This window comes from Lelliottia sp. SL45 (assembly GCF_026672535.1).
GTDB classification, from domain to species: domain Bacteria; phylum Pseudomonadota; class Gammaproteobacteria; order Enterobacterales; family Enterobacteriaceae; genus Enterobacter; species Enterobacter nimipressuralis.
The window spans coordinates 371125-383373 of record NZ_JAPPRH010000001.1; the positions used below are offsets into that span (position 1 = coordinate 371125).

Consider the following 12249-nt stretch of genomic DNA (forward strand, 5'->3'; position numbering starts at 1 on the left):
TGGATAATGCGCCGCGTTCATGTCCTCCAAAATGGCGTAACGTCCTATGCTACATTTGTTTGCTGGTCTGGATTTACATACCGGGCTTTTACTATTGCTTGCTCTGGCATTTGTACTGTTTTACGAAGCTATCAATGGCTTCCACGACACTGCGAACGCAGTCGCAACGGTTATCTACACTCGCGCAATGCGATCGCAAGTTGCGGTTGTTATGGCGGCTGTCTTTAACTTCTTTGGTGTTCTCCTCGGAGGTCTCAGCGTAGCCTATGCCATTGTGCACATGCTACCAACGGACCTGTTACTGAACGTGAGTTCAGGCCATGGTCTCGCCATGGTGTTTTCAATGCTGCTTGCCGCCATTATCTGGAACCTCGGTACCTGGTATTTCGGCCTGCCTGCATCCAGTTCTCATACGCTGATTGGCGCGATTATCGGTATCGGTTTAACCAATGCCCTCATGACCGGTACGTCTGTGGTTGATGCGCTGAATATTCCTAAAGTTGTCGGGATCTTCGGTTCCCTGATTATCTCCCCTATTGTGGGTCTGGTCGTGGCAGGTGGATTGATTTTCATCCTGCGTCGTTACTGGAGCGGTACCAAAAAACGCGCCCGTATTCACCTGACACCCGCAGAGCGTGAAAAGAAAGATGGCAAGAAGAAGCCACCGTTCTGGACCCGTATTGCACTGATTATTTCCGCTATCGGCGTCGCCTTCTCTCACGGCGCAAACGACGGTCAGAAAGGCATCGGCCTGGTCATGCTGGTTCTGATTGGCGTGGCTCCGGCAGGTTTCGTGGTTAACATGAATGCCACCGGATACGAAATCACCCGTACTCGTGACGCCGTCAACAACGTCGAAGTTTACTTCCAGCAGCACCCTGATCTGCTGAAGAAAGCGACCGGCGTTGATCAGCTCATTCCTTCTCCAGAGCCAGGCGCTGCAACCGCACCGGGCGAGTTCCACTGCCACCCGGCCAACGCGATTAACGCGCTGGAACGTGCGAAAGGGATGCTGGGCGATATCGAAAGCTATGACAAACTGACCGTAGAACAACGTGGTCAGATGCGTCGCATTATGCTGTGCATCTCTGATGTGACCGATAAAGTGGCGAAGCTGCCGGAAGTGAACGCGGATGACCAGCGTCTGCTGAAGAAACTGAAAAGCGATATGCTCAATACCATCGAGTACGCGCCTATCTGGATCATCATGGCGGTCGCGCTGGCACTGGGTATCGGCACCATGATTGGCTGGCGTCGTGTGGCGACCACCATCGGCGAGAAGATTGGTAAGAAAGGCATGACGTATGCGCAGGGTATGTCCGCGCAGATGACAGCGGCTGTGTCTATCGGTCTGGCGAGCTACACCGGTATGCCGGTTTCAACGACCCACGTTCTGTCTTCTTCGGTTGCCGGTACGATGATTGTTGATGGCGGCGGTTTGCAGCGTAAAACCGTGACCAACATCCTGATGGCCTGGGTGTTCACCCTCCCGGCGTCCATTCTGCTTTCAGGCGGTCTGTACTGGATCTCGCTGAAACTGATTTAATGCAGGATAAGCAATGAAAAAGCGGGTCAGGAAACTGACCCGCTTTTTTTTGGCTTAATGCCAGATGACCAGCGCCACCATACTCACCACCACCAGCCCGCACAGGGCGCTGGTTAAAATGAACTGACGACGCAAGCGCTCACAGCGACGGATAAATTCGTCGTCATGATGATCGCGATAGCGCTGGGCGTAGATATACCACACCAGACGCATCTGTTTGCTGGGCTGTCCATGCGACGTGAAGAAGCCTCCACCATCCACATACTGATAAAGCAACGGATCGCAACCACGAAGTACCACTAACAGCGCGCGTAACGATGAGAAATAACGCGCCATATTCACTATGCAAACCACACATAACGCCCAAAACAATGCGACGGTGCTAATCATACTTCCTCCCCGGCGCCCGCCCACGAAGCAAGGCCTCTGGACAACCGCACCCCAATGCCCTGACAGACAGATCAGTGAAAGAATGACGAAAGTCGATCGGGTTCACGTTTTAATATCCGAACGGCTCATTAAATAGTGTAGGAGATCCGTTAATTTTTTTGCCACAAGGTTAATCGTTATCAACACCAAAGCTTGAAAAATTTGTTGAACTGGGCCGTAATGAAGACATAAAGGCGACGGCTTACCTGATAGTCATCGATAACTTAAGGAAGGAGTAACACTATGGCTTACAAACACATTCTCATCGCGGTAGACCTCTCCCCGGAGAGCAAAGTGCTGGTTGATAAAGCGGTATCCATGGCACGCCCATACAACGCGAAAGTTTCTTTGATTCACGTTGATGTGAATTACTCCGATCTCTACACCGGTCTTATCGACGTCAATCTTGGCGATATGCAAAAACGCATCTCCGAAGAGACTCACCACGCGCTGTCTGAGCTCTCCACCAACGCAGGCTATCCGATCACCGAAACCCTCAGCGGCAGCGGCGATCTGGGTCAGGTGCTGGTCGATGCGATTAAGAAATACGATATGGACCTGGTCGTTTGCGGCCATCACCAGGATTTCTGGAGCAAACTGATGTCCTCCGCGCGCCAGCTGATCAACACCGTCCACGTGGATATGCTGATTGTTCCGCTGCGAGATGAAGAAGACGAGTAAGTTTGACATTGCCGGGCAGCGCTAGCGTTTGCCCGGCCGATGATCAGATGTGTAGGCCCGGTGAGCGTAAACGTCACCGGGCTTTGTTATTCTGGCGTGCCCGAATAAATATCAAACCGATGCCCTTTCGTGACGACCGCGTTGGTGGTTGCCACATCCGCCAGCGGCGGTGCGTAGTCCGGGCGCTTCACCACCACCCGTTTGGTCGCCAGCAGGCGTGCCGGTTCAAGCAATCCATCCGCATCCAGATCCGGTCCCACCAGCGACTGAAAGACGCGCATCTCTTTCTTTACCAGCGCACTCTTCTGCTTATGCGGGAACATCGGATCGAGATAGACCACCTGCGGGCGCGGCGTGATATCTGTTAGCGCCGTCAGGCTGGAGGCGTGGATCAGCTGCAGGCGTTCCTGCAACCACAGGCCTATCTCCGGGTCGGCATAGCCACGCGCCAGACCATCGTCAAGGAGTGCAGCGACCACCGGATTACGCTCAAGCATCCGCACACGGCAGCCTACAGACGCCAGCACAAAGGCATCGCGCCCCAGCCCTGCCGTCGCGTCCACCACGTCCGGCAGATAACTGCCCTTCACGCCGACCGCCTTCGCCACCGCTTCACCGCGACCGCCGCCAAACTTGCGGCGATGCGCCATCGCACCGCCAACAAAATCGACAAAGATCCCGCCAAGCTTTGGCTCATCGCATTTGCGCAGTTCCAGATGTTCCGGCGTCATCACCAGCGCCATCAGGTTATCGGCATCGTGCTCAAGCCCCCAGCGGGCAGCCAGAACAGATAAGGCGCCGTCTCCGGCGCCTGTTTCATCTATCAAACAAATTTTCACGAACGCGATTAGCCTTTGATTCCGTAATGTTCCAGCATCGCATCGAGCTGCGGCTCGCGGCCACGGAAGCGTTTGAACAGCTCCATCGGCTCTTCGGAACCGCCGCGCGTCAGGATGTTATCCAGGAACGACTGACCGGTATCGCGGTTGAAAATCCCCTCTTCTTCGAAGCGAGAGAACGCATCGGCTGCCAGAACGTCTGCCCACAGGTAGCTGTAGTAACCCGCCGCATAACCGCCCGCGAAGATATGGCTGAAGGCATGCGGGAAACGGCCCCACGATGGACCCGGAATGAGCGCCACCTGCTTCTTGATTTCGCCGAGGGTTTCGAGGATTTTCGCGCCCTGCTCCGGGCTGAACTCGGCGTGCAGACGGAAATCGAACAGACCGAACTCTAGCTGACGCAGGATAAACATCGCTGCCTGGTAGTTTTTCGCCGCCAGCATTTTATCCAGCAACGCTTTCGGCAGCGGTTCGCCGGTTTCGTAGTGACCGGAGATAAACGCCAGTGCGTCCGGCTCCCAGCACCAGTTTTCCATAAACTGGCTCGGCAGCTCGACGGCATCCCACGGCACACCGCTGATGCCAGAAACGCCCGCTGCTTCGATACGGGTCAGCATATGGTGCAGGCCGTGACCGAATTCATGGAACAGGGTGATCACTTCGTCATGCGTGAACAGAGCCGGTTTGCCGTTTACCGGACGGTTAAAGTTACAGGTCAGGTAGGCGACCGGTTTTTGCAGCGAGCCGTCCGCTTTACGCATCTGGCCGACGCAGTCGTCCATCCACGCGCCGCCACGTTTATTTTCTCGCGCATACAGATCCAGATAGAAACTGCCGCGCAGTTCGTTTTTCTCATCGTACAGCTCGAAGAAACGCACTTCCGGGTGCCACACTTCCACGTCGTGACGCTCTTTCGCAGTGATACCGTAAATGCGTTTCACCACTTCGAACAGGCCGTTCACGGCTTTGCTTTCCGGGAAGTACGGGCGCAGCTGCTCGTCGCTGATGCTGTAGAGGTGCTGTTTCTGTTTTTCGCTGTAGTAGGCGATATCCCACGGCTGCAGCTCATCAACGCCGCACTCCGCTTTAGCAAATGCACGCAGCTGGGCCAGCTCTTTTTCACCCTGTGGACGCGCGCGTTTTGCCAGATCGGTTAAGAAATCAAGCACCTGCTGTGGGTTTTCCGCCATTTTGGTGGCGAGGGATTTTTCGGCGTAGCTGTCAAAGCCCAGCAGTTGCGCGAGCTCGTGACGCAGGGCGAGGATTTCGGCCATTACCGGGCTGTTGTCCCATTTACCGGCGTTCGGCCCCTGGTCAGAGGCGCGGGTGCTGTACGCGCGGTAGAGTTCTTCACGCAGCGCCTGGTTATCGCAGTACGTCATCACCGGCAGATAGCTCGGGATATCCAGCGTCAGCAGATAGCCTTCCTGCTCTTTCGCTTCGGCCTGCGCTTTGGCGGCAGCCAGCGCGCTTTCCGGCATACCTGCCAGCTCGGCTTCGTCGGTGATCAGTTTTGACCAGCCCATGGTGGCGTCGAGTACGTTGTTGCTGTACTGGTTGCCTAGCTCAGACAGACGCGCAGCGATTTCGCCGTAGCGCTGCTGTTTCTCTTTTGGCAGGCCAATGCCTGACAGCTCAAAATCACGCAGCGCGTTATCGACCGCTTTCTTCTGGGCAGTATCCAGTTTTGCGTAGTTTTCGCCATCGCGCAGATCGCGATAGGCGTTATACAACCCTTCATGCTGGCCGACCCAGGTGCTGTACTCAGAGAGCAGCGGCAGGGTTTGTTCATAGGCTTCGCGCAGCTCCGGGCTGTTTTTCACCGAGTTAAGATGGCTCACCGGCGAGAAAATGCGACCCAGTACGTCATCCACGTCCGCCAGGCGCTGGCACAGGTTATCCCAGGTGTACGGCGCGCCCTGCGCGACCACTCGCTCTACCGCCTCGCGACAATTATCCAGCGACTGAGTTACAGCCGGGACAACGTGTTCAGGGAGGATTTTAGAAAAGGGCGGCAACGAAAAAGGCGTGAGTAATGGATTGGTCATAAGCGCTGTCCTGTTGAATGAGGTGAATGAAGCGCGCATCCGGCGCTGGGCATATTGTTTCTGTAATGGGGATAAGTGTAGTGAATTTCAATGCCAGGCGCTGCACTTACCGGGCCTACGGGTAATCTGCAGCGTTCTGCTGTAAACTGTGGCAAATCGTTTATTACCTGGAACACCTTTACCCATGCTCAGTTATCGCCACAGCTTCCACGCGGGCAACCACGCCGATGTCCTCAAGCACACCGTTCAGAGTCTGATTATTGAATCTCTGAAAGAGAAAGATAAGCCGTTTCTCTATCTGGACACCCACGCGGGCGCGGGCCGCTACCAGCTCAGCAGCCAGCACGCGGAGCGCACCGGTGAATATCTGGAAGGTATCGCCCGCATCTGGCAGCAGGACGATCTTCCGGCTGAGCTGGAGCCGTACATCAGCGTGGTGAACCATTTCAACCGCAGCGGCCAGCTGCGCTACTACCCTGGCTCGCCGCTGATTGCGCGCCAGCTGCTGCGCGAGCAGGACAGCCTCCAGCTGACTGAGCTGCACCCGAGCGATTTCCCGCTGCTGCGTTCCGAGTTCCAGAAGGACGACCGCGCACGCGTGGAAAAAGCCGACGGCTACCAGCAGCTGAAATCCAAACTGCCGCCGGTCTCTCGTCGCGGTCTGGTGCTCATCGACCCGCCGTATGAAATTAAAACCGACTATCAGGCCGTAGTGACCGGCATCAACGAAGGTTACAAACGCTTCGCGACCGGCACCTATGCCCTGTGGTACCCGGTGGTCCTGCGTGCGCAAATCAAACGTATGATCAAAGAGCTGGAAGCGACCGGTATCCGCAAAATCATGCAGATCGAACTGGCGGTGCGTCCGGACAGCGATCAGCGCGGCATGACCGCGTCCGGGATGATCGTGATCAACCCGCCGTGGAAGCTCGAAGCGCAAATGAACAACGTGCTGCCGTGGCTGCACAAAACGCTGGTGCCGAGTGGTCATGGCCACGCGACCGTTAGCTGGATCGTGCCTGAGTAATCGCAGTCATCGGTGGAACCTATTGATTTCAGGTATACAATCGCGGCAATCAGAAATTAAGGATATGACCCATGAGCAAGCATTATGACTACATCGCCATTGGCGGCGGCAGTGGCGGTATCGCCTCTATTAACCGTGCAGCCATGTACGGCCAAAAATGTGCGCTGATTGAAGCCAAAGAGCTGGGCGGCACCTGCGTGAACGTCGGTTGTGTACCGAAAAAAGTGATGTGGCACGCCGCGCAAATCCGCGAGGCCATCCATATGTACGGCCCGGATTACGGTTTCGACACCACCATTAATCACTTCGACTGGGACAAGCTGATTGCCAGCCGTACCGCTTACATTGACCGCATCCATACTTCGTATGACAACGTGCTGGGCAAAAACAATGTCGATGTGATCCGTGGCTTTGCGCGTTTCGTTGATGCGAAAACGATCGAAGTGAACGGCGAGACGATCACTGCCGATCATATCCTGATTGCCACCGGCGGTCGTCCGAGCCACCCGGACATTCCTGGCGTGGAATACGGTATCGACTCCGACGGTTTCTTCGAACTGCCTGCGCTGCCAAAACGCGTAGCAGTAGTGGGTGCAGGTTACATCGCCGTTGAACTGGCAGGCGTGATTAACGGCCTGGGCGCCGAAGCGCACCTGTTCGTGCGTAAACACGCGCCGCTGCGCAGCTTTGATCCGCTGATCGTAGAAACGCTGGTTGAAGTGATGAACGCCGAAGGGCCAAAACTGCACATCAACGCCGTGCCAAAAGCGGTGGTGAAAAACGCCGACGGCAGCCTGACGCTGGCGCTGGAAGATGGCCGCAGCCAGACCGTCGACTGCCTGATCTGGGCGATTGGCCGTGAACCGGCGAATGACAATTTCAACCTGGCCGTGACCGGCGTGAAAACCAACGACAAAGGCTACATCGTTGTCGATAAGTTCCAGAACACCAGTGTTCCAGGAATTTATGCGGTTGGTGATAACACCGGTGCGGTCGAGCTGACGCCGGTTGCCGTCGCCGCTGGCCGTCGCCTGTCCGAGCGTCTGTTCAACAACAAGCCGGATGAGCATCTGGATTACAGCAATATCCCGACCGTGGTCTTCAGCCACCCGCCAATCGGCACCGTCGGTTTAACCGAGCCGCAGGCGCGCGAGCTGCACGGCGACGACCAGGTGAAAGTGTATAAATCGTCCTTTACGGCGATGTACACCGCAGTCACCTCTCACCGCCAGCCGTGCCGCATGAAACTGGTGTGCGTCGGCCCGGAAGAGAAAATCGTCGGTATCCACGGCATCGGCTTCGGCATGGATGAAATCCTGCAGGGCTTCGCGGTGGCGCTGAAAATGGGTGCCACCAAGAAAGACTTCGACAATACCGTAGCGATCCACCCGACCGCGGCGGAAGAGTTTGTCACCATGCGTTAATCCCCAATGCCCCTCTCCCGAGGGGCATTTTGTTTGATCATTCATAAATCGTTGCAAAACGAATGCTCTGAATTTCTCTGGCGCCTCTCGCGATCATCAGTGCGATTAAAAACCGAAAAATCAAACAGATATCCCTGATTTACTCAAACCAGGCGATAAAGCAAAACGTGATCCACCGCACACTTCGTCCTTCACACACCGAAGCGAGTGTCTAAGCTTAGAAGATGCCCGGGAAACACCCGTATGTGTGACGACGCAAACCGGAGGTCCTAACCACCATGTTCAACCAGAAATTACACGCTGCAGATATCGTCGAGTTCGAGATTGCGGAAGAGATTCGCTACGAAACCGATCCCTGCGAGTTGAAACTGGATGAGATGATCGAGGCGGAACCGGAACCCGAAATGATCGAAGGGCTGCCCGCGTCTGACGCGCTCACGCCTGCCGATCGCTATCTAGAACTCTTTGAACACGTTCAGTCGACGCGTCTGTTTGCTGATAGCAAAACCTTCCCCGACTGCGCGCCAAAAATGGATCCGCTCGATATCCTTATTCGCTACCGTAAGGTGCGACGCCACCGGGATTTCGACCTGAAGCGCTTTGTCGAAAACCACTTCTGGATGCCCGAGTCGCTGACCACTGAGTATGTCTCCGACCCGAGTCTTTCGCTGAAAGAGCACATTGATAATCTGTGGCCAGTGTTGACGCGCGAGCCGCAGGACCATATTCCGTGGTCGTCCCTGCTGGCGCTGCCACAGGCGTACATCGTCCCCGGCGGGCGTTTTAGCGAGACCTACTACTGGGACTCCTATTTCACCATGCTCGGGCTGGCGGAGAGTGGGCGCAACGACCTGCTCAAATGTATGGCCGACAACTTTGCGTGGATGATTGAACGTTACGGCCATATTCCTAACGGGAATCGCACCTATTATCTCAGCCGCTCGCAGCCGCCGGTCTTTGCCCTGATGGTTGAGCTGTTCGAAGAGGACGGCGTGCGCGGGGCGAAACGTTATCTGGACCACCTGCTGATGGAGTACGCCTTCTGGATGGATGGCGCGGAATCGCTGGTGCTGAATCAGGCCTATCGCCACGTGGTGCGCATGCCGGACGGCTCGCTGCTCAACCGCTACTGGGACGACCGCGACACGCCGCGTGACGAGTCCTGGATAGAAGACGTGGAAACGGCCAAACATTCGGGGCGACCACCAAACGAAGTCTATCGGGATCTGCGGGCAGGCGCGGCGTCGGGCTGGGACTACTCCTCCCGCTGGCTGCGCGATGCCGGGCGTCTCGCCAGCATTCGCACCACGCAGTTTATCCCTATCGATCTGAATGCGTTCCTGTTTAAGCTGGAAAGCGCTATCGCCAACATCTCCGCCGCAAAAGGCGATAAAGAGACCGAAACTGCATTTCGCCAGAAAGCGAATGACCGCCGCGCGGCCGTGAACCGCTTCCTGTGGGACGACGAAAACGGCTGTTATCGCGATTACGACTGGCGTCGGGAAGAGATGGGGCTGTTCTCGGCCGCCAGCATTGTGCCGTTGTACGTTGGGATGTCTACCCACGAACAGGCCGACCGGCTGGCCGATACGGTGAAAGCGCGCCTGCTGACGCCGGGCGGGATACTCGCCACCGAACACGAAACGGGCGAGCAGTGGGATAAACCGAACGGTTGGGCGCCGCTACAGTGGATGGCGATTCAGGGATTTAAGCAGTACGGCAATGATTCGCTGGGCGATGAGATCGCCTGGAGCTGGCTGCAAACGGTGAATCACTTCTACAAAACGCACCACAAGCTGATCGAGAAGTATCACATCGCCAGCAGCACCCCGCGCGAAGGGGGCGGGGGCGAATATCCGTTGCAGGATGGTTTTGGCTGGACCAACGGCGTAGTGAGACGCTTGATTGGGTTATACGGCGAACCGTGATTTCCCCTCCCTCTTTCGGGAGAGGGCGGCAGGAGCCGGTTTACCGAATCACATCATAAATGGCGGTCTGAATAGACTGCCATTTTTTGCTGCTGGCATCCGGCTGCGCCTGAGCACGTCGCTTAGCCTGGTCGGCTTCATATTTCTGACGCTGCACGACGGCGGGCACCGTACAGAACGCCTGGAGATATTGCTTGCGCATGGAGGTCATCGCCTCCCCGTTCGACATCGCATGGCTAAGCGTGGCGATAAACCGACGGCATGGTTTCTGCTCTACCATTTGCAGGCGATAGCGCAGCAATACCTCCAGCACGTCATCGTACCCGGCGGACATCGCCTGCTCGGTCCAGGCCAGTTTCCAGTCCATCCCGCCCTGCAGGAACAGCAGCGCCGCACGCGTGTCGTTGCGATCGATGGCCGAGCGGAAATTGTTCTCATCCCAGGTCACGCCCATACGGGTCAGTTTTTCCCGTGAGGACGGCGCTTCGCGCATCTCTTTCGCCACCTGCTGCGGCTCGGGGCTGACATTTGCCGCCGCCGACGAAGGCGTGCCGCTGGTCACCAGCCACACTCCGCCTGCAATAATCGCGAGCACCATCACCCCCACGGCGCCCCACAGCGCGCTGGAGATCAGCTGATCGCGCTGTTCAGGCGTGCGCGGCGTGCGTTGCGTCGGTTTTTCAATGCTGTCGCGAATTTCAAACAGATCGCCGCCGGTCTGCCGATCCATTTTCTGCGCATTTTCCCAGAAGCTGTGCAGTTCGCTGGCATCGACCGCCATCAGCCCTGTCGGGTTGATGCGCGTGCGTCCCTCTTCAAACGCCCGCTGAATCGGCCCCGCTATCTGGGCATAGTAATTATCGAGCAGCAGAAGTTGCGCCGAGCTGAGCGCTTGCTGCACCGTCAGCATATTGCGGATCTGGCGGATATCATCGAGGAAAGTCTGCAGGGTTTTACGCGGCTCAACGAGCAACGTCAGGTTCGTGCGGTCATTAAACAGCGACGAGTAGTAGCGGCTAAATTCTTTCTTATCCACCAGCATCTGCGCCATTTCGCTGAACAACATGCCGCTCAGCACATCGTTGCGTTCGCTGTTCTTCAGCCAGCGCCGGACCCGATCGGCATTGAAGAGGGTTTTCAGATGGTTATTGAGCCGCACCGGATCGGGCCACGCCTGCATGATCAAGGATTTAATCATCAGCTCAAGGGCGCGCACCTGCTTATGGGCCTGCAGTTGCAGGGATTCATTGCCTGGCGCCAGATCGGTGTTGTAGCCCAGCAGCGGCTGCTGCAACCGCAGATGCTCCAGCGCCGTGACGAAACGCACGGCGGCAATCAGCTGGTTCTGGCTGACGTCCTGGCCGCTTTCATATTGCGGAACGCGCTGCTGCAAGAGGCGTAACTGGAGCGTGAATTCCGACATTTCGGCGTCATTCAGATTCAGCCGTTTTGCTACCGGTCCCCATCCGCCCAGACCCAGGCGGGCATTATCAAGCTGTTCCAGGAACCAGCGTGGATCTTTCCCTTCAGAGACGTGAACATCCAGCAGCAGTAAGATCTCCACGGAGGCGTGGCGAATAATGCCAATACACTGTTCAAATTGTTCACGGATGTGGTGTGAAGTACCCGATGTCATTATTTTCCTTAACGTACTACAAAGCAGAATAAGCTGGCCTTAAAGGCAATTTTTTCTTTTATTTATGTGCTGTTAAACCATAACTGAGATTATGGAGAAATAAAGTGACAGCTCTATAATCATTGAAAATAGTTATGGGAGAATTCGAATGCCGGTACTCACCACTTCGCGTCTGACATGCTCGCCCGTTGAGGAGCAGGACTGGCCGTTTTACCTGTCGCTGCAACAAAACCCCGATGTGATGCGATTTATCGCCGAAAAGCGCCCTATTGCGGTGATCCGTGAGGCTTTTGAGCCACGCCTCCAGCCGTGGGAACCAGGCAGCGCGCACTGGATGTGTCTTATCGTGCGCGACACCGCCAGCCAAACGCCGCTGGGTGCCACCGGATATATTCACAGAGATAATGATTGTGCCGAAGTAGGATTTATTTTCGACCCACACGCACAGGGGAAAGGCTACGGATATGAGTCGCTGCGCGCCGTGTGTGATTACGCGTTTAATGAGGGGGGAATTCGCCGTCTCACCGCCACGGTGACGGTGGGCAACCTCGCCTCCCGCGCCCTGCTGGAAAAAACGGGCTTTGTGCTGGAAGGCGAGCTGCGTGAAAACTACTGGCTTGCTGAGCGCTGGCAAAACGACTGGATATTCAGTCTCTTAAAACATGAATATTCCGCTCAGCGCCGTTAA

10 protein-coding genes are annotated in these 12249 nt (G+C 56.2%); 6 read left to right on the forward strand and 4 right to left on the reverse strand.

Annotated features, from left to right (window positions below; genetic code table 11):
• The first annotated feature begins 46 nt into the window (after positions 1–46).
• Positions 47–1546 (forward strand): inorganic phosphate transporter PitA, encoded by a 1500-nt coding sequence (pitA, locus tag OVA10_RS01920; protein WP_100778511.1) that lies wholly within the window; start codon positions 47–49, stop codon positions 1544–1546.
• Between the two features lie 54 nt (positions 1547–1600).
• Here the strand turns inward: pitA and uspB are convergent, their stop codons facing one another.
• Positions 1601–1936: a universal stress protein UspB gene (gene uspB / locus OVA10_RS01925; RefSeq protein ID WP_095283811.1), complete on the reverse strand. Its 336-nt coding sequence runs from the start codon at positions 1934–1936 to the stop codon at positions 1601–1603.
• A gap of 282 nt (positions 1937–2218) precedes the next feature.
• Between uspB and uspA the strand changes: the two genes are divergently transcribed.
• Positions 2219–2656, forward strand: a complete 438-nt coding sequence (uspA, locus tag OVA10_RS01930) for a universal stress protein UspA (protein WP_003861223.1) — start codon at positions 2219–2221, stop codon at positions 2654–2656.
• A gap of 86 nt (positions 2657–2742) precedes the next feature.
• Here uspA and rsmJ read toward each other — a convergent pair whose 3' ends face one another.
• A complete protein-coding gene (rsmJ, locus tag OVA10_RS01935) occupies positions 2743–3495 on the reverse strand; it encodes a 16S rRNA (guanine(1516)-N(2))-methyltransferase RsmJ (RefSeq protein WP_181826986.1) in 753 nt (250 codons plus the stop codon).
• Between the two features lie 8 nt (positions 3496–3503).
• Positions 3504–5546 carry an oligopeptidase A gene (gene prlC, locus OVA10_RS01940; protein ID WP_123429828.1) on the reverse strand — a complete coding sequence of 681 codons (2043 nt, stop codon included), beginning with the start codon at positions 5544–5546 and terminating at the stop codon, positions 3504–3506.
• A gap of 184 nt (positions 5547–5730) precedes the next feature.
• Here prlC and OVA10_RS01945 point away from each other — a divergent pair, with 184 nt between their 5' ends.
• The 3 genes from OVA10_RS01945 to OVA10_RS01955 all read left to right on the forward strand — a co-directional run bounded on the left by OVA10_RS01945 (position 5731) and on the right by OVA10_RS01955 (position 9925).
• Positions 5731–6573: a 23S rRNA (adenine(2030)-N(6))-methyltransferase RlmJ gene (locus tag OVA10_RS01945; protein ID WP_100778508.1), complete on the forward strand. Its 843-nt coding sequence runs from the start codon at positions 5731–5733 to the stop codon at positions 6571–6573.
• Positions 6574–6644: 71 nt separating this feature from the next.
• Positions 6645–7997 (forward strand): glutathione-disulfide reductase, encoded by a 1353-nt coding sequence (gorA, locus tag OVA10_RS01950; RefSeq protein ID WP_268195075.1) that lies wholly within the window; start codon positions 6645–6647, stop codon positions 7995–7997.
• Between the two features lie 278 nt (positions 7998–8275).
• A complete protein-coding gene (locus OVA10_RS01955; RefSeq protein WP_100778506.1) occupies positions 8276–9925 on the forward strand; it encodes an alpha,alpha-trehalase in 1650 nt (549 codons plus the stop codon).
• Between the two features lie 40 nt (positions 9926–9965).
• Here the strand turns inward: OVA10_RS01955 and OVA10_RS01960 are convergent, their stop codons facing one another.
• The gene (locus OVA10_RS01960) at positions 9966–11561 is read right to left on the reverse strand and encodes an STY4199 family HEPN domain-containing protein (protein ID WP_102105279.1); all 1596 of its coding nucleotides are present in this window, start codon (positions 11559–11561) and stop codon (positions 9966–9968) included.
• A gap of 148 nt (positions 11562–11709) precedes the next feature.
• Between OVA10_RS01960 and OVA10_RS01965 the strand changes: the two genes are divergently transcribed.
• Positions 11710–12249, forward strand: a complete 540-nt coding sequence (locus OVA10_RS01965) for a GNAT family N-acetyltransferase (RefSeq protein ID WP_181826989.1) — start codon at positions 11710–11712, stop codon at positions 12247–12249.

Excerpts from the sequence above, each read along its gene's own strand:
- pitA (WP_100778511.1), top strand. The coding sequence starts at position 47 with ATGCTACATTTGTTTGCTGGTCTGGATTTACATACCGGGCTTTTACTA.
- uspB (WP_095283811.1), bottom strand. The coding sequence starts at position 1,936 with ATGATTAGCACCGTCGCATTGTTTTGGGCGTTATGTGTGGTTTGCATA.
- uspA (WP_003861223.1), top strand. The coding sequence starts at position 2,219 with ATGGCTTACAAACACATTCTCATCGCGGTAGACCTCTCCCCGGAGAGC.
- prlC (WP_123429828.1), bottom strand. The coding sequence starts at position 5,546 with ATGACCAATCCATTACTCACGCCTTTTTCGTTGCCGCCCTTTTCTAAA.
- OVA10_RS01945 (WP_100778508.1), top strand. The coding sequence starts at position 5,731 with ATGCTCAGTTATCGCCACAGCTTCCACGCGGGCAACCACGCCGATGTC.
- gorA (WP_268195075.1), top strand. The coding sequence starts at position 6,645 with ATGAGCAAGCATTATGACTACATCGCCATTGGCGGCGGCAGTGGCGGT.
- OVA10_RS01955 (WP_100778506.1), top strand. The coding sequence starts at position 8,276 with ATGTTCAACCAGAAATTACACGCTGCAGATATCGTCGAGTTCGAGATT.
- OVA10_RS01960 (WP_102105279.1), bottom strand. The coding sequence starts at position 11,561 with ATGACATCGGGTACTTCACACCACATCCGTGAACAATTTGAACAGTGT.
- OVA10_RS01965 (WP_181826989.1), top strand. The coding sequence starts at position 11,710 with ATGCCGGTACTCACCACTTCGCGTCTGACATGCTCGCCCGTTGAGGAG.